Source organism: Paenibacillus sp. J31P190 (assembly GCF_059692075.1).
This window is the reverse complement of record NZ_JCAUAS010000004.1, coordinates 178,727-202,119: the sequence shown is the minus strand read 5'-3', so window position 1 is coordinate 202,119 and position 23,393 is coordinate 178,727. Positions and strand designations below refer to the sequence as shown.

The 23,393-nt window shown below is 45.7% G+C and carries 15 protein-coding genes; all 15 read right to left on the bottom strand.

Annotated features, from left to right (window positions below; all coding sequences use genetic code 11):
- Positions 1-68: 68 nt before the first annotated feature.
- A complete protein-coding gene (locus AC58U0_RS10750; RefSeq protein WP_497378995.1) occupies positions 69-1,301 on the bottom strand; it encodes an MFS transporter in 1,233 nt (410 codons plus the stop codon).
- A 300-nt stretch (positions 1,302-1,601) separates the two neighbouring features.
- Positions 1,602-3,362 carry a glycoside hydrolase family 2 protein gene (locus AC58U0_RS10745; RefSeq protein ID WP_497378994.1) on the bottom strand — a complete coding sequence of 587 codons (1,761 nt, stop codon included), beginning with the start codon at positions 3,360-3,362 and terminating at the stop codon, positions 1,602-1,604.
- Between the two features lie 42 nt (positions 3,363-3,404).
- Complete coding sequence (locus AC58U0_RS10740; RefSeq protein WP_497378993.1) at positions 3,405-5,726, bottom strand: family 43 glycosylhydrolase; 2,322 nt, start codon at positions 5,724-5,726, stop codon at positions 3,405-3,407.
- A gap of 77 nt (positions 5,727-5,803) precedes the next feature.
- Complete coding sequence (locus AC58U0_RS10735; RefSeq protein WP_497378992.1) at positions 5,804-6,835, bottom strand: hypothetical protein; 1,032 nt, start codon at positions 6,833-6,835, stop codon at positions 5,804-5,806.
- Between the two features lie 3 nt (positions 6,836-6,838).
- A complete protein-coding gene (locus AC58U0_RS10730; RefSeq protein WP_497378991.1) occupies positions 6,839-7,645 on the bottom strand; it encodes a carbohydrate ABC transporter permease in 807 nt (268 codons plus the stop codon).
- A gap of 1 nt (position 7,646) precedes the next feature.
- Positions 7,647-8,588, bottom strand: coding sequence for a carbohydrate ABC transporter permease (locus tag AC58U0_RS10725; RefSeq protein ID WP_497378990.1), 942 nt, complete (start codon positions 8,586-8,588; stop codon positions 7,647-7,649).
- A gap of 79 nt (positions 8,589-8,667) precedes the next feature.
- Positions 8,668-10,005, bottom strand: a complete 1,338-nt coding sequence (locus tag AC58U0_RS10720) for an extracellular solute-binding protein (RefSeq protein ID WP_497378989.1) — start codon at positions 10,003-10,005, stop codon at positions 8,668-8,670.
- A 226-nt stretch (positions 10,006-10,231) separates the two neighbouring features.
- Positions 10,232-11,158, bottom strand: a complete 927-nt coding sequence (locus AC58U0_RS10715) for an ArsR/SmtB family transcription factor (RefSeq protein WP_497378988.1) — start codon at positions 11,156-11,158, stop codon at positions 10,232-10,234.
- A 91-nt stretch (positions 11,159-11,249) separates the two neighbouring features.
- The gene (locus AC58U0_RS10710) at positions 11,250-12,236 is read right to left on the bottom strand and encodes a formylglycine-generating enzyme family protein (protein ID WP_497378987.1); all 987 of its coding nucleotides are present in this window, start codon (positions 12,234-12,236) and stop codon (positions 11,250-11,252) included.
- A 21-nt stretch (positions 12,237-12,257) separates the two neighbouring features.
- Positions 12,258-13,769, bottom strand: coding sequence for a sulfatase family protein (locus tag AC58U0_RS10705; protein ID WP_497378986.1), 1,512 nt, complete (start codon positions 13,767-13,769; stop codon positions 12,258-12,260).
- Positions 13,770-13,890: 121 nt separating this feature from the next.
- Positions 13,891-17,745: a carbohydrate-binding protein gene (locus tag AC58U0_RS10700; protein ID WP_497378985.1), complete on the bottom strand. Its 3,855-nt coding sequence runs from the start codon at positions 17,743-17,745 to the stop codon at positions 13,891-13,893.
- Positions 17,746-17,805: 60 nt separating this feature from the next.
- Positions 17,806-19,818, bottom strand: coding sequence for an alpha-L-arabinofuranosidase family protein (locus tag AC58U0_RS10695; RefSeq protein WP_497378984.1), 2,013 nt, complete (start codon positions 19,816-19,818; stop codon positions 17,806-17,808).
- Between the two features lie 24 nt (positions 19,819-19,842).
- A complete protein-coding gene (locus AC58U0_RS10690; protein ID WP_497378983.1) occupies positions 19,843-20,736 on the bottom strand; it encodes a carbohydrate ABC transporter permease in 894 nt (297 codons plus the stop codon).
- Between the two features lie 13 nt (positions 20,737-20,749).
- Entirely contained in the window at positions 20,750-21,706 is a 957-nt protein-coding gene (locus AC58U0_RS10685) for an ABC transporter permease (RefSeq protein ID WP_497378982.1), read from the bottom strand.
- A gap of 27 nt (positions 21,707-21,733) precedes the next feature.
- The gene (locus AC58U0_RS10680; RefSeq protein WP_497378981.1) at positions 21,734-23,320 is read right to left on the bottom strand and encodes an extracellular solute-binding protein; all 1,587 of its coding nucleotides are present in this window, start codon (positions 23,318-23,320) and stop codon (positions 21,734-21,736) included.
- Positions 23,321-23,393 lie beyond the last annotated feature (73 nt).

The window sequence follows — 23,393 nt, the reverse complement described above, 5'->3', positions numbered from 1 at the left end:
AAATAAAAGGGCTGTCCCAGTTCATAATGAACTTTTGGGATAGCCCCTTGTTCGTTCTCTAGATTGATTTATTTCCCGCCCGCAACGGTGTCTATAGGGATCTGTTGCCGGACGTCCATTGATTTTCGTTTGGCTATGAACAACGTCAAGATCCCGCTCGATATTGTAAGAATGGCGAGCGTAAGTAAAAATGTGGAGATCCCGAACCAATCGAGACAAGCGCCGGTCGCTAGCAGCGAAATCTGGAACATGACGCGGTCAAGCATGCCTCGAAATGAGAAAAAGCGGCCTTGTGCTTCTTTGGGCACTTTGATTTGGAATAATGTGGATACCATCGGAAAGAAAAAAGCGACTGCGCAACCGAACATAACGAAGGAGCCAAGAACCGCATAGCTGCTCTCGCTGAAGGACATTCCTGCAAAAGCAAGCGCAAATAGTAACATGAACAACGTAGAGCTGGTTACCAGATTCCGCATACCGATCACACGCTTTGCGAATATTCCTGCAATCAAAATGCTGGTGCCTTCTAAAGAATAGATCCAGCCCATCAGTTCCGGTTTGTGCTGAATTTGACTAAACTTCAGTACAAGCAAATTAAAACCGCCCAGAAACAAAGTAATAACCCCGCTATTGATAAGTCCGATGAATATTGACGGTTCTGCCCGAATGAGCGGAAATAACTCCGTAAAGCGGATTTTCTCCTGCTTTCTTGCAGCCGCGGAATCCGCAGTATTGGGAATCCTCAATTGTGTAATAAGCATCACGAGGATGACATAAAAAGCAAGCGACAGCGCGTAGACCGTGTACAAATTCATCATGGATACCAATATACCTGCTACTGCAGTGCCTCCTATTCTCGCTATTGTAATCACGTTAAAGTTTAAGCTGTTCGCTTTAAGCAGCTCGGAGGCCGGAACGACGGAAGGCAGTGCTGCTTGTACGGTAGGCATATAAACAGTTGCCGCTACTTGCATGATGACGACGGACAAGAGCATGATGGCGACGGATTGGTAGTGTATAGCCGCAAACATGACAATCGGAGCCAGACAGCGGACAAGCCCTGATATAAACAATATTTTTTTCTTATCATAGCGGTCTGCCCACACCCCGGCTTGCGGCGAAATGAGTACACCGAGAAATAAACCACACATCAAGATCAAACTCTTGCCTAAATCCGACGGGACGTGGCTTTGCATAAATTGCAAATTAGCAATGATGCTTGTCCAAATACCTGCGCCTTGAATGGCTTCTCCGATCATCATGAAAACAAATGTCCGATTCCGAAGTAACGAATGATTCATACCTAATCTCCAATCTATGATGATACTCAGAATCTTCCAATTATAGCACGTACGTTCGGTAGGTGTCTATTAGAACAAGTTTCCTAAGTAGATCTCTTGACAACGCTCAGGCGATCGCCACTCGATGTTGCTACCTACACCAACACAAAAAGCAAGCCTAATCCGAGAGTGACCACGGATTTCGCTTGCTTTCCCATTACAGGATCTACAACGGAGTACCGTTCGTCTTAACAAATTTATCATACTCAGTCAAAAAAAAGCACATGGCTCCACAAACAAGCCATGTCCTTCTTTTTAAACCTAAGCAAGATTAATCTCTTTTATTAGTTCGAGTGGTATCTTAGGCTTCCGATCCTCTGTAAGCAATCCGTTGACTTCCTGTTGAACATCGGTTATTTGAGTGTAACAATATCCACTAATGTAATCTGTATCTTTAATCGCTTGTGTAATATTTCTAAAACGCTCGATAAAGGCTTCCTCATTCTCAACCTGATTCCCATAGCCCCAGCCTTTCCCTGTATTAAAAGCAATACCTCCGAATTCAGTGATCATAATCGGTTGGCCGCGATAGGCGTATCCTTGGGCCATGGCATATTTCCCCTTATTGAATGAGAATTCGTTGTTCAGCAGTCCATCTTTGTCTGTATAACGCTTTAAGAAGGCAGAGCCTTTCTCCTCATAATCATGTAATGTCAAGATGTCAGAAACGGTGTGTTCCCAGCCATCATTTACGATAACAGGCCGATACGGGTCTAATGATTTAGTCAAATGATAGATGCTTTCCGTAAACTTTTGTTGTCTCAAGTTGGTGTAAATTTGTGCGATCCCCCATGATTCATTAAAAGGTACCCATGTCACGATACTAGGGTGATTGTACTGCTGGCGGACGATTTCTGTCCATTCCGATGTGAATGTTTCAATCGCATCATCGTTAAACTCAAAAGTTGCCGCCATTTCGGACCAGACGAGCACGCCTTTCACATCACACCAGTAAAGGAATCGGGCATCCTCAATTTTCATATGCTTCCTTACCCCGTTGTAACCCATCGCCAAAATTGCATCAATGTCTTCAATCAACGCCTCCTCCGATGGTGGAGTTAAGTGACTGTCTGGCCAGTAACCCTGATCAAGAATAAGACGTTGATATATCGGCGTATTGTTAAGGAGTACTTTTCCTTTTTCAATCGAAATTTTTCTCATACCGAAGTAAGAATACACATGATCAATGATGATATCATCTTCATACAGGATAAATTCCACATCATATAAGTTCGGGTTTTGCGGTGACCATGTTCGAACCTTCCAAGGCCCGTTCACTTCGTGTAATAAATTCATATCCAGTTGGAGCCACGGGCGATCGATAATGAGACTCGTTTGCTTAAGAACTTCATCCTTCAAGCTAATTCGAGTTTCCAGACGGAGTTGTTTCGATTTGGCAGCTATGTGTGCCTGATAATCAAAGCGAACGGAATAATTATCGAGATCAGGCGTCATCTTAACAGATTTTATATACGAGGCCGCTACATACTCTACCCACACACTTTGCCAAATGCCTGTTGTCTGCACATAAAAGCACTCAAAATTATCATCAACCCAGCGCTGTTTGCCTCTTGGCTGTGTGCAGCTTTGTGAGTCTTCCGCTTTCAACACGAGGGTATTGGATTCGCCAAACTGCAGATAGGGTGTAATGTCAAAAGAAAAAGCTGCATACCCGCCTTGATGTTGTCCGACCAAAACGCCATTAACCCATAGCTTAGCTAAATAATCTACAGCCTGAAAATGAAGGATAACTCGGTTCCCTTCTTGCTCCTTCGGGATATCCAAAGCACGCTCATACCATACATTCGGGTGAAACTTCTCTTCTCCAATCCCGCTCGCCTTCGTTTCATAAGTGAAAGGAACGGTTATTTTGCGATCTCCGTTAAGCTGTTTATACCACTTTTCGATTTCTCCTATATTCTCATCGTCAAAACGGAAATCCCATTCCCCGTTCAAATTGAGCCAAGAATCACGAACGTATTGCGGTCTTGGATAATCTTTGATATACATCTTAGTTGTCATATCTGCACTCCTCTATCTTCTCTATATTTACAACTGCGCATTTCACTTCGAAACAGAAACTTTATGAAAAATAATATCGGAATGGTTGGAAAGTAGACCGATTTTGCCATGTGTATAAGCTCTCGGGTCCTGATAATCGAGAACAGGATCCGCTGATCCGTTCCAATATACACGTATTCGATTGCCGGTAACCTGTACGCTCATTCGATAACTCGTATCTTTTTGAATCGTTAAAGGCACGGTTTTCAAAATCTCCTGTTTTCCGTAATTTACTTTTTTAAGCGTTAGTCCATCTTGGTTCACAGACGCATAATAACCTGTGAAGGCATCTTGCACTTGATGCGGATAGTAAGATTCATGAACAGATCTGATCAGCATGCCTGCATCGCTTGTCGGTATCGTGGGGAAATGGAACTCCGCATCCATCCGGTAATCCGTCCAGTCTTCACTTCCCGCGAATGTTTTTATATATTCGTGAGAGCGAGTTTCATAACCGCCATCTACAGGAATCCACATGCCCACCATCCCTTTAGGCACATTGTCTATTGGAGAGAACGCTTCATCACCCGGATAGAACGTCATCGTCTTGAACGAAAGCGAACCTTGGACAACTTTGATTTTCAGGTTTGCGTAGCCTTCTTTCAATGCCATACTCCCGATGCGGGTTCGTTCCCAAGTTTGATCAGCTTTGTTGCGCTTTGGTATGATAAAACGCTGCTTTTCTGCTCCAGCAGTTATTTCTATCGTTGTCTCCGCATCCGATGGCAGCAAATCCAAATCTATGCCGTAGGTTCCTGCCTGCTTCACCTGTATAGGGTACTGCAGCCAATCTCCGGCCTTCGGCAAAACAGCTGCCATACTGTCATCATCCGCTGCAATTCCTCGATGCTCATTGGCTAAGGTATCTGAATAGCCACGGTTCTTATCTTTCAAATAATGTACGGCTTCAATACTGCCTGGGACAGGCTTGACGGTTTCATAATCACTGCTTCCACCCGCATCATTGCTATAAGCCGTGAACAACATAGCAGGAGCGGACTTCGATGCAGAAGCATAGATGTAACCCATTTTACCTCCGGCAATCTGCCTATCTACCTCTAGCTTATGCATATTGTCCCAATAAACCTGAATCTTGCCATTTACACTTATTACTCGAATCGTATGTAGTTTGGTTAGGTCCGTGTCCTTTGGGATTTGAGCTTTACCCTCAAGGACTATCTTACCCTCATTAACCATCTGTACGACTAGCTCATGACTTTGTGAATCTACGTCCGTAAACATAAAATTTCGCTCATTCTCGTATGCAAATACAACGCCAATATGGGAAGAACTGTCGTCAGTCGACAATGCGTGAAAATTATACTCAGCTGTAAATGCCTGTTCCGTTTTAGTGTTACTCACGACAATCGTTTTATCACGTAATTGCTCTTGTTTCCAACCAACCGTACTTCCGGGAACCACTTCTTTGGCCGAAAAGTCAGGCATTTTGGCAACAGGGCGGACCATCGCGAAGGTAGGACCGAGTAGAGACATACGATCCCCATTAAACTGCAAACGGTCGATATTCAGCTTGCGTACTGGCGGGCCTGACGTCGATGCGCCTTCCAGATTGTGATACACCAAATAATAGGAATCCAGATCCGGCCCTAGAACAGTAGAACTGTGACCTAGTCCATTAAATTTATCGTCCGTGCTTATCACGAATGGATTGTTTTCCAGCGTCCGATAAGGACCTAAGGGTCCTTGATCAGAAATCGAATATTGAATTCGATAACCTGTGCTGAAGACATGATTACCGGTATAGGTAATGAGGTATTTCCCTTCTCTTTTCCAGATCGATGAGCCCTCTGTCCAGTGCTGCAAATAGGCTTCCGGGATCAGCGTATCGGGGCCAAACGTATAAGGATCTGACATTTCGTTAGCCAAAATGCCTCGACCGGAAGCATGTGTAAAGTACCATTTTCCATCGTCATCAATAAATACAGAGCCATCGATCGACATCCCCAAATTATCCGTTTGGACCGTAAAAGGACCTGTGGGACTCTGGCTGCGGAGCACATAATGACCGCCGCCTCCCGGTGAGGTGTACATGTAGAAGTAACCGTTCCAGTAGACGACCTCTGGCGCATACGCCCCTTTTGTTATTAGCTCCTCAGTAACGAGTCCTTCCGGCTTCCAATTCACTAAATCTGCAGAACTCCACGCTTTTACTCCAATTTGATCATCCTGGGTACTGCAGTACAAATAGTACATACCGTTGTAACGGAGAACGAATGGATCGCCAATCCCATAATCCTCCCACTCTTCAGCTAACTCCATGGGATTACTATTGGTGGGAACTTGACACCAGCGTTCGAGCTCCATTCTCTTAGGTCCCTCTCCCTGACATGAGGTTAGAAATATACCCAAACAGATCGTCACCATTACGCTCACCAATCTCTTCAATGATTTACACCTTCCGATTTCAAAGCGACCTTCGCACCCAATTTAGTACTTATCGTGATCCGGATGAAAAAGCTAATCAGTAAAAGAATACCAACATCAAACCAAAGGCATTCCATCGTGCTTAACAGAAGCTGCCCTTGATTATGTTTTAACGTAAAAATCATAATATTGCTCAGAAGCAAATATAGCAGCACATTTTGCCCTAGAACGAGCAAGAAACCCGTATATCTCAATCTATTTACAAACATTTTTGCCACTAAGAAGTACACATATAGTAAGAATGCTGAGCTTAATATCCAAAATATGGACGGTGGAAAACGCTCCGGAAGCCCATGTTTCGCTATCACATACGTGATAAATAGGCCTGAGGAGACGACGGAACCAATGAAAAATTTCCAGTTCCACCCCAGCTTGTAGCGTGCGGCATACATCCCAATCAAGTAGTAGGGAAAATATTGCAGTACGGGAAAAGAAGCAAACTTTCTTGTGCCAATCAATAGCCCTAACTGATTCACTGTCACTTTATCATAGGGTAGATACGTAGTAATCAGCAGCAAAACGACGACCACCCAAAATTTGAACTTTCGCTCAACTAACCAAGTTAATGGCTTAAATAAGACCAACCCGACCAACATGATAAGTGAAAAAGAAATCAGAAACTCTGACCAACCAGGAATATCTTGAAGAATCAGAATAGGCTTGATTGTGCTCCAAGAGAGGGGCTTTCGATCTAAGAACAAGCGATAGTATGTACCTGAAATATAAAAGGCAATTAACGTTTTCAACACAGTAGACAGCATTCTTCCGTATACAGCTTTGAGCGGCTTATTGTAATAGGCTAATTGGCCAACGTAACCGAAACTAAATACGAAACCTGTAAACGTGACAATATTAACAACATCGATCACTCGTTGTGCTCCCGTAAAGATCATAGGATCGCTAAAAAACTGCAAAATATGACAGTACACCATCCCAATGACCAATAACCCTTTGAAGATGTCGATGCTATAATCTCTTTCTTTATCCATGGATTACCCCTTTATACCCGAGAAGCTCAGACCTTTTACAATTTGCCGCTCGAAGAACAAGAACGCGACCATGACAGGAATAGATGCTACTGAGTTAATGGCCATAGGTCTTACATAATCTTCTGAGTACTGGGACATCAGGGTAGGGATCCCCATCGGCAGAGTAAACAGTTCTTCTGATGTAATTGCGATAAACGGCCATAGGAAGTTGTTCCATTGGGCAATAAACGTAAGAATGACAATGGAGGCCAAGGCAGGTTTAGCGAGCGGCATCACGATACTGGCGTAAACCCTTAACTTGCTTCCCCCATCCATCTCAGCGCTTTCAAGCAACTCATTGGGAACCGCGTCAAAAAAGCTTTTCAGTACAACAACTGCGAATGGAGAGGCCACCGCCGGTAAAATCAATCCTTGATAAGAATCTAACATCCCCAGTTCTTTCACAACCTGATAAAGCGGAATGAGAATCGCTTCGCCTGGGATCAAAAGACCAGCCAAGATCAAGACGAACATGAACTTTTGATAACGGAACTTGATTTTGGACAAGGCGAATGCGCTCAGTGAAGAAACCAACAGCGTTAGCAATGTAACGACGATAGCAACCACAAGGGAGTTTAACATCCACCTTAACAGAGACGTTTCTTGAAAAATATACGCATATGTCTCAAAGGTGTAAGGCGGTTTATACCAATCCAGCACACCTGTAATCTTCATACCTTCATCTTTTATAGAAACAATCAGCATCCATGAGATGGGAACTAGAAAAAACAGGGCAAGAAGCACCGATAAGGACAAGCGAAGAGCCCGCATCTTAGACCGCCTCCTTCTTCGTACTCATTCTCAGTTGGATCAACGACAAGACAAGGAGTATGACAAATAGCGCATACGACATAGTAGCTGCATAACCCATATGGTTGTTTTTGATGCCTTCCTCGTAAATATACTGAATAATTGGCCGTGTATCTGTACCCGGTCCACCGCGTGTAATAATGTAAATTTGCAAAAACACTTTATAAGAAGCAATAATTTGAAGCAGTAATATCGTTTTTGTAATGGGGCCTAGAAGTGGAAGTGTCATTCGAAAAAACATTTGTCTCTCCGAAGCACCATCGAGTCTCCCAGCTTCATAAATATCATCTGGAATATCCTGCATGGCCGACAAATACAGAATCATGTTAACCCCAACAGTCCACCATAGTGTAATGGCCGTAATGGCAATCCAGGCAAGTGATGAGTCCGTCAACCAGAATATCTCTTGATCGACAGAAAGAATACCAACTAATTTAAGTAAATTATTCAGAAAGCCTGTGTAAGGCTGTATAACAAAAAGACCTACATACGAAACGACAGATACAGACAGGACACTTGGCAAGAAAAAGACGCTGCGGAAAAATTTCTGAAGTCTCGTTTTTTGATTGGCAATGACCGCAAGCAGTAGAGCAAATATAAGCATGCTAGGCGTAGATAAGATAACAAAGTACGTTGAGTTCCAGAGCGCACGCCAAAAATTTGTATCCTGTACCATCGCGATATAATTATTAAGACCAACAAAATCCATCTTCTTAATTAGCGTCCAGTCGTACAGACTCATCTGCAGTCCTTTGATCATCGGGAATATCGTAAACACGATGTATACGGCCAGAAATGGCAGAAGAAATAGAAAAGCCAGGATGTCCAGCTGCCACTGCCTTGCTTTCGTTTGTGAACGGGCGGTGACCGATGTTTTCTTCAAATCAGCTTCATTTGTACGCATGCAGTGTCGCACCTCTCTTTCTTGAAAGTAACAAGCTTGAAGTATGATACTCCAAGCTTGTTATCCGGTTTAATGGCATTTATTTAGAGAGCAACGTTTTTAACTCACCATCAATCTTCTTAAACACAGCATCCGTAGGGGTTTTATTCAACCAAATTTCATCCAGATATTTTTTCAAAACATCATTCTTCGGCCATGTTTTGTCTGATACCTTAGGGAATACCACATCAGCTGCTACACTTGCGTAGTCACTGCGGTATTTCAGACCTTTGTATTCTGCTGTATCGAAAACCGTTTTGTTAGCAGGAATGTGACCTGCTTTCGCCCAAACTTGGCCGCCTTTTTCAGCAACATAATTGGCAAACGTCAATGCAGCTTCGCGCTTTTTAGGATCTTCCTTCGCGGTCACTGGCAAGATGATAGTGTGGGAATCTCCCCATGTTTTCGTATTTCCATAGATATTAGGAATTGGCATAGCACCGAAATCAAGATCTTTGGTCGTTTCCCAAGTTCCTGTAGCCCACACGCCTGTCATCATGATGGCACCTTTGCCGCTTTGGAACGTTTTGTAAAAATCAGGGTCCTGCGGTTTAATTACTTTACTTGTATAATATAAGTCCTTAATATAGTTTGCAGCTTTAATTGCTTTATCCGTATCAATCGCAGGTGTTTTGCCGTCATCCGAAATAACGTCATTTCCGCCTTGTTGGGAATAGAGCGCCCACCACAATCGGTATGGATCATCCGCATTATTAGAAAAAGCGAATGGCGTTACATCTTTAGGAAGCTTATCTTTCAGCGTTGTTAAGAATTTGACGAAGCCATCAGCTCCTGACTCCATTGTAGGTTTGCCATCAGCGCCTAGCAATCCGGCAGTTTGCAAATGCTTCTTATTGTAATACATGATGAACGGATGCGTATCGATCGGTACTGCATAATGCTTTCCATTTACAGTAGCTGAACTCAAAATATTGCTATTATAGTTATCCCAGTTGAGATTAATGGCCTTACCAGTCGTGTCTAGCTCAGATACAACCCCCGCCTTAATGAGCTCAGGTAATTTAGATGTATGGGAAATCCCGATATCCGGACCTTTACCGCCAGATACACCAGTCACGAGCTTGGTGTAATATTCTGCCCACTCCAACTTGACGTTCTTGATTGAAATATTATCCTGCGATTTATTAAAGGAACTAATGATCTGATCCATGTATTCGCCATCGCCGCCAGCAAACAACGTCCAGAATACAAGCTCTGTTTTCTTGCCCCCGGTATTATCCGTTTTCGCCGTCTCGGCTGCTTTTTCAGTGCTGGCTGGCGTTGTGCTTGAACCACCGCTGTTACTTGAACAACCTGCCATTAGGGATACTAACATTGTGGCGCCTAGCATTGACGATAAAACTTTTTTTGTTTTCAATTCAATCGCTCCCTTTTTCATTTGAAAGATACAAAACAATAATTTTGTATTATAACCATTTTTATGTATCTTATGAGAAAATAATACCGCTTACATTGCAATACGTCAATGTTTATTTTAATATTATTGTATATAAAGAAAATTTTCACTCTATTATTACAATTTATTTGTACGTAAAGGAAGGTCAATACAACATTATTGTTTGTATGACCTCATTTCCCATCATTTAAACCGTAAAGAACACTTTCATGACGATCCCTTGTTCGTAATCCCCAAATTTGTTGCCGAATAAGTTAATACCACCCTTATGTGTCGCATCATCTTTTACGCCTAATCTTAAATCGATGAAGCTATTATTTCCAAGCACTAATTGATGCAAATTGACCGAAGACACTTGTACGTTATCAATTGCGGTCATGGTACCGTCCACACTTAACGTTTTTAGCAATCCAAACTGGGTAGCAGATTCTGCCCACCAGCCCGGATTTAACTTCCCTTTTCGCCCTCCGAAATCGCCAGGCGAGGTCCATGTACCCACATCGACCCCGTTCACCCAAAACGAAATATCAGATGGCCAGTTGTTATCATAATCTGGAGCTTCAGAGCAGATTTCAAAACTGAACTGGACGGATTGAATTTTAGCACCTTTCGGAAGTTCCAATGGAAAGCGGTAATCAACGAATCCTTTGCGAAACCAGATGATTTGTGCAGAAAAGCGATCGGGATGGAAGAATCCGGCAGGCGAATCTTCCTGAATAATCATTTTCTCCGTATTGGCCATCCCGCAAGTAGGCGACACCTGGCAATTCGTAAAGTATCCGATGGGCATTTCGATCTCATAGCAATTTTTATCCGGCTGAAGATGATAGAACTGTGAATTTAATATGATATGAATGTCATGGTAAGTTCGCGTACATACTTTCATAGCTCCGCGTGTCGCCGGCAGCAGCTCAGTTTCAATGAGTCGAGCCTTTTCTAATATCTTCACATTGGAAGCTGCGGTGGATACAGGAATCTGAAGTGCGTCAGCAATTTCATTTATATTCAACTTCTTTGTATTTAACAGTTGGATGATGTTGACCCTTAAGTCAGTGGATAAAGCATGGGCTACAAGAACAAGCTCATCTGGATTTTCTATATTTAACTCTAGCATCGTATTCACTCCCGAATTTTTGTATGAATACATGTATCATATAACAAATGGTGTTATACGTCCACGGATGCATATTCGATTGGAATGATCGTCATAATGTCCTAATGACGCAGCGGAAACCGATGTTCCCTGTAGAACTATCCGGTGTATTTTTGCTTCTTGCCGCTACCCGGTAGCGATTACAGTAAGACTTATGACATAGATAAGATCCCCCTCGAAGCACTCGGTTATCACCAGATGACGGACCGAGCGGGTTAACTTTAGAGCTATTCAGATGATATGTCGGACTGAACCAATCCTCGCACCATTCCCACACATTGCCAGATACGTTATACAGCCCGTATCCGTTCGGCTCATACGCATTCACTGGTGCTGTTCCTGCATATCCATCGCTTTGATTGTTTTTATCCGGAAATTTGCCCTGCCAAATGTTACAACGGTGAACACCTCCCGGCTTTAATTCGTCTCCCCATGGATATCGTTTCTGTTCCAATCCGCCGCGCGCGGCATATTCCCACTCCGCTTCCGTCGGCAAACACTTGCCCGCCCAGCGGCAGTAAGCCGTCGCATCATTCCAGGAGACGTGGATAACCGGATGGTTCAGACGCTCTTCGATGCTGGAATCCGGCCCCTCCGGATGCCTCCAGTCCGAGCCTTCCACGACCAACCACCAGGGTGTATGCTGCACTTTGTTTTTCACCTTCGCAGCTGTTTCCGGAGAAACAAACAGATGGAAAACAAATGACCAGCCGAATTTCTCTGCTTCAGTCACATACCCGGTAGCTTCGACAAATGTGTGAAATTCTGCATTCGTAACGGCACACGGGTCGATATAGAAGGAGCTGATCTCTACTGTACGGACAGGTCCTTCGCCATCCGCAGGAAAGCCTTCCCCGTCATCCGTTCCCATCAGAAAAGAGCCGCCCGGCAAATAAATCATGTTATCTTTGGACGTTCCAGCAGTTATATCAAACGCACCGGATTTCTGCTCAAGCTTATCCAATTTCACGAAACCTGTTTCTATCTGGTTTCTTCCTGCACCGCAGCAGGATGGTTTGAGAGAAGTATGTTCTGACATGCTCTGTGCCTCACTTTCTATTTAAGCGTGCCAAATGCGTGGCATGGGCATCGCTTCTTTTCCCAACTCTGCCCAAACGTATTTCAAAAGCAAATCGGATTTAAGTGCAGCATACTGCGGCTCATCCCAAAGGTTATTAAGCTCTCCGGGATCCTCTTGAAGGTCGAAAATCTCACCGTATGTTTGATTATAGTATACAGTGATTTTATACCGTACATCGACATACGTCTTCTGATGAATGGTCGTTGGCTCGTGCCGGAACTCGCAAACGGTATGATTTCTGGCTTCCGGTTGTGTACCGAACCAGACGCCGCTTTGATCCACCCCTGTCATTACAGGAGGAATCGGAATACCGGAAAGCGACAGGAAGGTGGGCGCAAGGTCGACAAGCGATTGAATCGCCGGGGAAACGCGGCCTTCCGGGACATGGGCAGGATAACGGACAATAAAGGGTAGTTTGATCAAATCTTCGTAGTGAAAGCCGCCTTTGTACTGCAGCCCATGCTGACCAAAGAAGTGCCCATGATCCGTCGTAAACACAACAATCGTGTTGTCTGCAAGACCAAGCTCATCCAGCTTATTGAGAATCTTGCCGATATATTTGTCCATACAGCTGATCATTCCGTAATAAGTCGCAACCAGTTTTTTACGCTCGTCCGTGGATTGCAGAGTATGAGACTGGTAGCCGTGAATCCCTTGGCCGCTTTCGCGCCATGCGGAGAAATCAGGATTCTCCTCCTGTGTCATCCGAAAGTGCGGCGGATTCCGGTCATGCTCTCCTGGTGTGACCGCCGGTATCGTAAGCTGGTCCGGATCATACATCGTATCCCAAGGCTCAGGCACGAGATAATCCGGATGCGGATCGAAGAAGCTTGACCATAGGAAAAACGGCTCGTTATTCTCCTTGTACTGCTCGAGCAGCGCATTTGACCGTTCAGCGATCCAAGTATTGTAGTGAAACTCTTCCGGTATCGGCCATTTGTGCAATATGCTTTTATCCATAGTGCCGGTTGGGGGTAGAAAATAATCACGCCAGTTCTTGCAGCCCTTCTCCTCCATCCAAATGGCATAATGCTGGCCTACATGCGCTTCATTTGTATGATTTCGGGCTAACTCGACATGGTCAAAGCCGTAGAAAGGCCCCGTAAATTCTCTCCAGATATCCAAATCCTGAAGTAGCGGGTATGCTTCAAGCGAAGGATACTCATCTGTACCGCGCAGGGGTTGAAAGTGAGCCTTACCGATTAAAGCTGTTTGATAACCGTTCTTGTTGAAATCCTCCCCTACGGTATGCCGATCCTCCAGCAGCTTGGTGCCAAGTGTCCACGCCCCGTGTTGACTTGGATACATGCCGGTAATAATCGACGACCGGGTCGGAGTACAGGTCGGATTCGGACAATATGCTCTCGTAAATGTCGTCCCTTCCCTAACCAATCGGTCCAGATTAGGGGTGAGGATTTCCTCGTTAAACGCTCCTATTGTATTCCAATGCTGCTGGTCGCTGGTGATAAGCAAAATGTTGGGTCTATTCACAAACTTCAGCTCCTTTAACTATCCATATCTTTCATTGTAAACATTCTATTTAAACATTCTATACTAAACAAATCACCTTCCCCTATGCCGGATAGGCCACAGAAGAGGGTGATTTTGCCGTTTATTCGCCCGGATTCGGCGTCACTATGAAGTTATCGATTAAGCTTTCACTGTTGAAGCTTCTAACTCCTATTTTACCATGCGTGAAAGCCGTCTCGCTCCGATCCGTGTAATCAATAAGGGGGTTTTCCATGTCCCCAACATACACCTTGATCCTAGTGCCGCTCGCCACTACCTTCATATGCTGCCAATTCCCAACCGTGCCTGCTAACGCCGTTCCGGTCAAGTACTGGAAGTTATAATTGAATTTACCCAGATGCACGCCGTCTGCGGCTAGGTATGCGATGTAACCCTGAAGGAAATCGTTTCTGTTCTGCCCTAATAACGTTCCGTCAGCCGAATTGTTTACTCGGAAAATGATGCCTGCGTTACCTCCAAATTGCGTATTTTCGCCCAACTTGATATCCGTCTCCACGATATAGTCCGACCAGCCGCTGTCGCCGATAACCGATTTCGGATACCCTTTCGGCACAGATTTGTATACGCCTTGTTTAGGAACGATCGGGTCATTGTGGAAACGGAAGCTATAAAAGTCGAACTCGCCGGTTACAATTTCCACCTTAATGGTGTGTTTGCCTGCGGGAAGGGTCACTCCTTCTTTCTTTACCGTCATCCACTCTTGAAAATTGCCGGTATTCGGAACATTAATGATTCCTGTTAGGTCGGTTGTATCATCAAGCCAAAATCTGACTTGGCTGCCGTCCATAGCCGTAGCTACTCGCAAATCCAGCTTGTACGGACCTGATTCGGCGACATCCACATTGTATTTCATCCATTCGCCGGTCTGGTTCCAACCCGTCGTGAACCCTTCCGGGAGCAAGCGGATATCGACGTCATCGGTACGATATAGACCTCGTATGTTATCCGGCGTGTTGTCATGGTACGCGACCCCTTCCCCTCCATTCATGTAATCCACGGCAAGAACGGTGCCCGGAAGTGCTTTGGATTCATTTAGCGTATTGAACGACAGACTTGCGAAATCATACTCGCCTTGGACGATTTCAACCTTGATGGTATGGTCGCCTGCCGGCAGCGTTAAGTCACCAAGCTTGACGTTTCTCCAGTTATTCCAACCTCCGGTATTGGGGATATCCACCACACCGGTCAAATCGGTCTTATCATCCAGCCACAACCGGATTTTCCCGCCGTTAAGTGCCGTTGCAATCCTGACACTGACGTCATAGGCAGCGGACTTGGCAACGCCCACATTATATTTCAGCCACTCGCCAGTCTGGTTCCAACCGACGTTCCAGCCTCCTTTTGGATTGACACGAATGTCAACCGTGTCACTGCGATATTGGCCGCCGATATTCGAAGGCGTATTGTCGTGATAGCCGACACCCTCGCCACCCGTGTTATAATGAACGGCTTCAACAATACCCGGAACAGATTTGGGAACGTCGAAGGATACGAACTTCAGCCTCGCGAAGTCATACTCCCCTTTAAGCGTTTCGAAGGTAATCGTATGCTGGCCCTCCGGCAAATAGACGCCTTCGGACACCGTTGTCTGCCATGTGTTCCAAGCCCCTGTACTCGGTATATTGATCGCACCTGTCAGATCCGTATGATCATCAAGCCATATACGTGCCTGATTATCTTTGAACGTGGTTGCTGCCGTTACTTCAACCCTGTACATTCCGGCGCGCTTCACGTCAATGTTGTATTTGAGCCATTCACCGGCTTGGTTCCAACCGACGTTAAGCCCGTTGAAATTGCTGTTCGTTCGGATATCGACGGAATCCCCTCGATATGCGCCGCCGATGTTATCAGGCGTGTTATCATGATAAGCTATACCTTCTCCGCCCGTATTGTAGAAAGGTGCTTCTATGATACCAGGAACCGACTTGGGAAGATCAAACGGAGGTGCATCCCCAGTGTCTACCCGCCAGCCTTGTTCAAATTTCGTCCAATCGAAATCGTTGCCGTCGTTGAAATCATCGTTTACCGCAGTCGTTGCAGTGGAACGGCCCAACTTCAGTGAGGCAAAATCGAATGTTCCACCGTCTGCTATCACTTTGAGCTTATGCAGCCCTTGCGGAAGCTTGACATCCCGTATGATCTGATTATTCCATTGATCCGCACCACCTGTCGAGGGGAGCCGTACCGTGTCCGTCAATTCGGTCAATTCATCGAGTTCAAACTTCACTCGCGCATCGGCTGCTGCGGCATACCTGATTACAACATCATAAGTTCCCGCTTCGGATACATTTACGTTATATGGCAAATTCCCCTTATTAAACGATGTGACATATTGACCGCCATATGTAGCTTCAGAGATACGGATATGATCGGAATTACCATTAGACTTGCCATTACCTTTCGGGTTGAAATGGACTGCCTGGATCTCACCGGGAATCGGCTTATAAGCGGCGTTGGCGCTGTTACCGCCCACCTTATTGCTAAACGCGACATATCCGAAATCTGCATGCGCATCCGTAGTTGTATAACCAATCTTGCCCTTGTCAAGCCGCTCGATGGAACGGGTTTGCTTCAACATGCCGTCTACATAGATGCGGTAGTCGGAGCCCTCCTTCTCCACACGGATCTGATGCCATTTCGTATAATCATAGCCATCCGGAAGGGAGGCAGTTACCGTCTCAGTATCCTTGCCGTCTACGCGGAAAAACGTCTCAAGACGATTTTGTTTGCTGTTAAGTACGGCAACACCATAATTTTTCTCATTCTTGTAGGAGAAAACTGCACCCATCTGCGGGTTCGTACTGTTCCCCTGTTCTACTTGCTTCAGGTTGAACTCCGCCGTGAAGTTGTCATCCGTCGCTTTCTGGGATATAAGCATACGAGATTGTCCCGGTTCACTCATGGCATCTTGATACAACGTGCTGCTGTCCCGGATTCCCCAATTCCCTCCGCCTACAACCTTCCAATCATTGCCCAATCCATTTCTTTGGAATCGGTCGCTGAACTCAGGCATTGCCGGGTCGGGCTGCTCGGATGTCGTGGGACCCAGCACGAGCATCTTGTCCCCGTTCCACACGACCCGGTCCAAGTTCAGATTTCGCCCCGGATTGGCATGGCTGTGGTAGACCATATAATCGGAGTCCAGATCGGGACCGCGAACGATGGAGTTATGCCCAAGCCCGACATGATCTCCTTCCACAACGAGAAGAATCGGGTTCTGGGATGCAGCCGGCACAAAGCCCGTAACCGGACTCGAGCTGCTCGCGTAATCCACCCTGTAAGCATCGCTCCACACGTGGTTTCCGGTATACGTCATATAGTATTTACCATTGCGTTTGATGACCGTCGGACCCTCGGTCCAACCATTCATCACGGCTCCGGTATTCGATTTCTCACCGAATGTATACGGATCTGACATCGGACGAACATCGATATTGCCATTTCCCGTGCTGTAAAAGTACCATTGTCCGTCATCGTCAATGAATACGTCTCCGTCAATGCCATTTACCTTGTTGCCCGTTTGGGCCATGAAAGGACCTGTAGGACTGGAGCTCTTCAGCACGCGATGACCGCGCTGCGTGGTACCGTCATCCCGAAGAAGAGCCGTATACATGTAAAAATCACCGTTCCAGTAAACTACCTCCGGGGCATAGGCTCCTTTCGTAACCGGTTCCGTAGCGCACAGACCGCGATATTCCCAATGCACCAGGTCTTCCGACGACCAAACCTTCACACCTGGCTTATCGTCCACCGTACTGGTGTACAGATAGTAGACTCCGTTAAATTTCAAGATGAACGGATCGCCTTCCCCATAAAAATCCCCATTATCCCAACGCCATGAGTCCGGTACGATTTGCGGATTGCTGTAAGCGAATCCTGATGCTGGAAAAGACATGATCAAGACAAAAGCAAGAAGTCCCGTCAACCATTTTTTCATTTATCATCAGCTCCTATCAAGTTTTCTTAATCTGTAGCATCCATTTATCCTTTACTCCTGTTAGCGAAAGATTTCTAATACATAAACGGATGACGCCCTCAGCAGACAGGTGACTTGAGATTTCATTACTGATAATTCATGAGCTTCGCACACCACCGCATCCGGATGATTCACGCTATTGAAACATTCGTAATCATCCGCCGTTACTTCCAACAGACGAGCTGTGCCCGATTCGGTAAATCCGTCCAACTGCACGTCGGTTAGCGTAGCTTCGAGACTTCGATTCACCATAAAGATCGTCAGTTTATCGCCACTAACATTCGTACAAGCCACGACGTCCAAATTCGGCAGGCTATCAAGCTGGAGCGCAGCAGGCACAAGACTACCCACTTGAAAGCTGCCGCAATCGGTATGGCTTTCCACCACATAGCCCAAGTCTCGGTTAGCATACATTTTCATGACATAATAGCTTGGAGTGCCATACACGGTTAAGGAATTCTCACTTCTGCCAGCGGACTTACCGCGAAACTGATCGGCATAGAAATCCCCTACTCGGATACATCCTCCAAGCCAGCCGTTGACGAGGTCGGAGAAGCTGCCTATTTCAATCAAATCGCTATTTCGAATATATTCATTCAAATTCGCTGCATTGGCAGCCGCAGCTTCTAAGGTGTGTTCATTCGGAAGACCCTTGCGGATGGTATTCGGATAATACATCGTATTGTATTCGGTGATCGCCAATTTCAGGTGAGCATAACGGGCGGATGATCCGAACATCTCCCTTAATTGCCTTACGGTTTCCCTCGTCCATTCCGGATAAGAGAGGATGGCCTTATAGCGCTCTTCTTTCGGTGTATGAGCATTCATCCCAAAACGGTTGTATCCGTGATACAAATGCAAGGTTAAGTAATCGATCTGCTCAGCAGCTCGTTCCAGCAAGGTTTGGTTCCAATCCATTTTCTCATTACCGCAAGCGAGCAGCCTAATCCCGGGATCGATCGCTTTCATAGATTGAGCAAATTTCGTGTAGCGTTCTGCGAATTGCTCAGCGCTGCAATACCCGACCTGCCATGCCCCCCAAACTTCGTTGCCGATCTCCCAGTACTTCACGCCATACGGCTCGGCGTGCCCGTTAGCAGCCCGCAGTTTTCCCATAGGTGTATCGGCATCGCCATTACAATATTCAACCCACTCAGCCGCTTCTTCCGGTGTTCCCGAACCATCGTTTACACATATAAGGGGCTCCACATTCAGTTCACGGCAAAACCCGATAAACTCATCCGTTCCAAAATACTTATTCGTCCAGCCCCCCCATGCTTCATTGATGACACTGGGGCGCTCATGTACAGGGCCAATCGCCTGCTGCCAATGATAGGCACTAATATAATTCCCGGCAAGCCGCATTATGCCGGCGTTCAAGTCCCTAGTCATATCCATAACTTCCTTGCGAACATTGCCTACACTGTCAGAAGGAAGCAGCGAAATATGATCTAACCAAAGCATCCCCGTGGATACATGATCCAGCCAGCGTTCATGATCCAAAGGTACATATAATCGGAACTCTGCATGCTCACAAGACCGACTAACCGTCAGTCGCGATTCATAGTGCTTCCAATTATGGCTCACCACATCGATTCGCGTGGTACCAAGCACTTCTTCGCTTTTCCTATCTACAATCTCTGCTACAACATACTTGATTTCGATAGAAGCTCGTGCATACAGAGCCAAATAATAGCCATCCGGGTCCTTTTTTACAGCAATTGCTTGGCTTAGTCCTGCATAAGCCTCATCGTCGCTATAGATTCGTACCCGCTGACTATGTCCTGAATGATGCGCAGCAGCGGGTTCGAGCGCATAAAGAGTACTTTTCCCGTTCGTATAAGGACGCCAGCGTCCTGAAAGCCCCCTGCATGCCTCGTCTGTACTTTCAAAATCCATATCCGCAAGCGGATAGGCCAACATCGCATCCATATGATCACGGATATCTTCCACAAAATGACCGAATATGTAAGGATTAATTCTGTCCTTACGGACTTGATTCGTCTTTACCTGGATCTTAGCTCTTGCTTGCATGAACACAACGCTTCCTTCCATCCATTATCCTTTTAATGAACCAATCATAACGCCCTTCACAAAATGCTTCTGTACAAAAGGATACATCAGCAGTACCGGCAAGCTGGAAATAATAATCACCACATATTTGATACTTTCAGCAAGCAGGATTTTGGATTCCAGTCCTACACTGCTGTCAACCGCATCCGCCTGACTGACCATCAGCACTTCACGCAGCACAAGCTGTAACGGGTACATATCCTTGCTGCGTATGTAGATCAAGGCATTGAAAAATGAATTCCAATGACCAACCGCATAAAATAGGATCATGACAGCCATGATCGGCTTGGATAGCGGCAATATGACATGTGTTAACAGCTTCCAGTTCGAACACCCGTCGATATGGGCTGCTTCCTGAATCTCCCAAGGAATGCTGGATTGAAAATAGGTTCTCATGACAATCAAATTATAGGTGGCAATTGCGCCAGGAATAACTAGCGCCCACATCGTATCCACCATGCCTAAATTTTTCACAAGGAGATAAGACGGAATGAGACCCCCGCTGAAAAACATCGTAAGCGTTACAAAAAACATAATGATTCCCCGCCCGGGCAGGTCTGGTCTCGACAGCGGATAGGCTGCTAAAGTCGTCATGATTAGGTTGATGACTGTACCTACTGCTGTATACAGAATGGTGTTCCCATATCCGTTCCAGATTTGATCGTTTTGAAAGACATTCCGATAGGCCTCCAAAGTGATCTGTTTAGGCAGCAAAACCACTTCCCCATTCAGCACCAGTGCAGGATCACTGAAGGAGGCACTAACGATAAATATGAGCGGGTACAACACGGCTACGACGATAAGGACGGCCAATGTGCTGACCACGGCATCGAATATTTTTTCATCAGACTTCCTTTTCTTGAGCGTATGTTCCTTCATCACATGGCCCTCCTTACCATAAACTTGTCTCCGCCTTTTTACGGGCAAAGCGATTCACCAGTAACAGCAGCACCAGGTTAATTACAGAGTTAAATAAGCCTATGGCAGCGGTATAGCTGTACTCCCCTTTTAAAATACCTGCCGAATAGACGAAGGTAGCTATGACATCGCTTGACTCTAAATTCAAGTTATTTTGCATGAGCAAAATTTTCTCAAAACCGACATTCATGAAATGTCCGACATCGAGAATGAGTAAAATGACGATGACCGGGAGAATGCCTGGAATGGATACGTGCCAGATGCGCCGCAACCGGCTTGCTCCATCCATTTTGGCCGCTTCATACAGCTGCGGATTGACTCCGCTAAGCGCTGCAATATAGATAATCGATTGCCACCCCATATTTTGCCAGATGTTGGAGCCGATAAAGATCGACTTAAACCAGGCAGCCGAATCGAGAAATCGAACCGGTGATCCGCCAAATGCCTCAATCATCGTATTCACAGGACCTCCTCGCGGAGATAAAAACAGCATCAGCATCCCTACCATCACGACGATGGAGATAAAATGAGGGATATACGTAATGTTTTGCACAATTTTGCTGAATGCTTTGTTACGGATTTCAGTAATGAGTAAAGCCAGAAGGATGGGAATTGGAAAAGCAAACAATAAAGAGAACAAGTTAATCGAAATGGTGTTCCACAGCAGCCTCCAGAAATAATAAGATTCTATGAAGCGCTGGAAATGATCGAAGCCCACCCACGCACTGCCGCTGATCCCCTTGGCCGGACTAAAGTTTTTAAACGCGATTTGCAAACCATACAAAGGCCCATAATGGAACACAAGGTACCATGTGATCGGAATAAGCAGCATCAGGTAGAGATCGTATCGACTACTCATTGATTTAAAGAGGCTGGAGCGCTTCGATTTAGTTCGAGACGAAGCGCCCGCCGTACTTACTGTGTTGTTCATCTGTAGCCCTCCAGCCTTCATTGGTGCTTATTTTTGCTGTTTGAGGTTGTCGTAGGCGACCTGGTACAGCTTTTGCAGCTCGTCCATTTTCATTTTTTTTAACGTATTCTGGAACTCTCCCCACTTATCGAAGCTAAGGGCGCCAGCAATAAATTTTGTACTCTGCTCTTCGTAATACTTATCAATATCGTTACGCAGCACATTGATCTGTTGGGCTGTTTGCTCGTCAAACATAGGGGCTGCATAGCGAATCTTCGGCATGTATGGATCCAATTTCTTTTGGGCTTCCTGAACCTGAGGCGGATTAATATAGGAAGCGACCTTCTCACTGATCAAATGCGGAGCCCCGCCTCCGGCATAAGGGGTGATTTTGCCCTGATTACCTGACGTCAGGAAGGCATTCGTATAATACGGAATCCCATCGCGTAATTCATAATTCTCGCCTTTACGGCCGAATCGCAGCAAAGTGGATCCTTCGTCACCGAAGAAATAATCGACCCAGCGCAGCGTTGCTTCCGGGTTCTTGTTCACGGAGGTGATGGCAAAAGCCCCAAAATCCCGAGGTACTGGAGCCGCCAGCTGCAATCTGTCACCATGCGGTCCTTTGACTGGAGATATACCGATATATTGATCCGCAACTTTCGTATCCAGCATTGGATTATTGGTCTGGTCAAAGAAGAAACCGGTATTTCCTGTCCCTTGCTTAGCTAAATATTGCGCTTCCTTCTGGGTAAAAAGCTCCGAATCGAGCAATTTCTCCGAATACAGCTTATTTAAATACATCAATAATTCTTTATTCCGATCGCTGCCCATCCAAATATTAACCTTGTCATTTTCCAGGTTAATGTTGTAACCCAACTGAAAATCCAAACCAAAGGAGCCGGCCATGATCGGTACGATACTCAAACCGCTGCGCGCTGTCATCGGAATTTCGTCTAGCTTGCCGTTGCCATTCGGATCTTTATCCCGGAAAGCTTTCAGTACCTCGTACAGATCGTCCGTTGTCTCGGGTTCCTTCAGGTTCAGCTTCTTCAGCCAGTTTTGATTCATCCAGCGCTTATCGGTTCTGGCAGCGTTTACAGTTACAATACCCGGCAGAGCATAAATATGACCTTCAGGTGTTGTAATGGCTGAGCGAATCTCCGGATACGTATCCATTAGTTTTTTAATATTGGGCGCGTATTTATCAATCATATTCTCGAGCGGGATTAATTGGCCGCCCGTGCCATAGCGAATAGCCTCTAGAGGTGTTAAGCCTGAGCGGTACAAAGCATCCGGGAGCTCATTCGAGGCAAACAGCAGGTTCTTTTTCTCATTAAAACCATCCGTCGGCGCCTCAATAAATTCAACTTGAACGTTGCTCATTTTTTCATAATCCTGGAACACCGGCATGTCTTTGAAGGGCCCATTTACCGGCGCAATTCGTGTGAACATCTTTAACTTAAGCGGCTCGTTGACGATGGGAAAGCCAGCTGAAGATACACCTTTTGATGCAGCATCAGCTTGAGGCTTGCCCTCTTTCTCTTTACTCGGGGTATCCGAGCTGCAGGCGCTTAGTGTCATACTGGATACTACTAAAGTTGAAAGCAGTACCGTCCCCCAATTTCTTTTCATTCTTTTGTTCCTCCGATCAAGTTGTTTCCACCCATAAAAGAAAGCGTTTTCTAAGGGTTGATCTAAGTATAGT

What these genes read in the sequence shown, in the direction of transcription:
- AC58U0_RS10750 (WP_497378995.1), bottom strand. Translation starts at nt 1,301, where the DNA reads ATGAATCATTCGTTACTTCGGAATCGGACATTTGTTTTCATGATGATC.
- AC58U0_RS10745 (WP_497378994.1), bottom strand. Translation starts at nt 3,362, where the DNA reads ATGACAACTAAGATGTATATCAAAGATTATCCAAGACCGCAATACGTT.
- AC58U0_RS10740 (WP_497378993.1), bottom strand. Translation starts at nt 5,726, where the DNA reads ATGGAGCTCGAACGCTGGTGTCAAGTTCCCACCAATAGTAATCCCATG.
- AC58U0_RS10735 (WP_497378992.1), bottom strand. Translation starts at nt 6,835, where the DNA reads ATGGATAAAGAAAGAGATTATAGCATCGACATCTTCAAAGGGTTATTG.
- AC58U0_RS10730 (WP_497378991.1), bottom strand. Translation starts at nt 7,645, where the DNA reads ATGCGGGCTCTTCGCTTGTCCTTATCGGTGCTTCTTGCCCTGTTTTTT.
- AC58U0_RS10725 (WP_497378990.1), bottom strand. Translation starts at nt 8,588, where the DNA reads ATGCGTACAAATGAAGCTGATTTGAAGAAAACATCGGTCACCGCCCGT.
- AC58U0_RS10715 (WP_497378988.1), bottom strand. Translation starts at nt 11,158, where the DNA reads ATGCTAGAGTTAAATATAGAAAATCCAGATGAGCTTGTTCTTGTAGCC.
- AC58U0_RS10710 (WP_497378987.1), bottom strand. Translation starts at nt 12,236, where the DNA reads ATGTCAGAACATACTTCTCTCAAACCATCCTGCTGCGGTGCAGGAAGA.
- AC58U0_RS10700 (WP_497378985.1), bottom strand. Translation starts at nt 17,745, where the DNA reads ATGAAAAAATGGTTGACGGGACTTCTTGCTTTTGTCTTGATCATGTCT.
- AC58U0_RS10695 (WP_497378984.1), bottom strand. Translation starts at nt 19,818, where the DNA reads ATGCAAGCAAGAGCTAAGATCCAGGTAAAGACGAATCAAGTCCGTAAG.
- AC58U0_RS10690 (WP_497378983.1), bottom strand. Translation starts at nt 20,736, where the DNA reads ATGAAGGAACATACGCTCAAGAAAAGGAAGTCTGATGAAAAAATATTC.
- AC58U0_RS10685 (WP_497378982.1), bottom strand. Translation starts at nt 21,706, where the DNA reads ATGAACAACACAGTAAGTACGGCGGGCGCTTCGTCTCGAACTAAATCG.
- AC58U0_RS10680 (WP_497378981.1), bottom strand. Translation starts at nt 23,320, where the DNA reads ATGAAAAGAAATTGGGGGACGGTACTGCTTTCAACTTTAGTAGTATCC.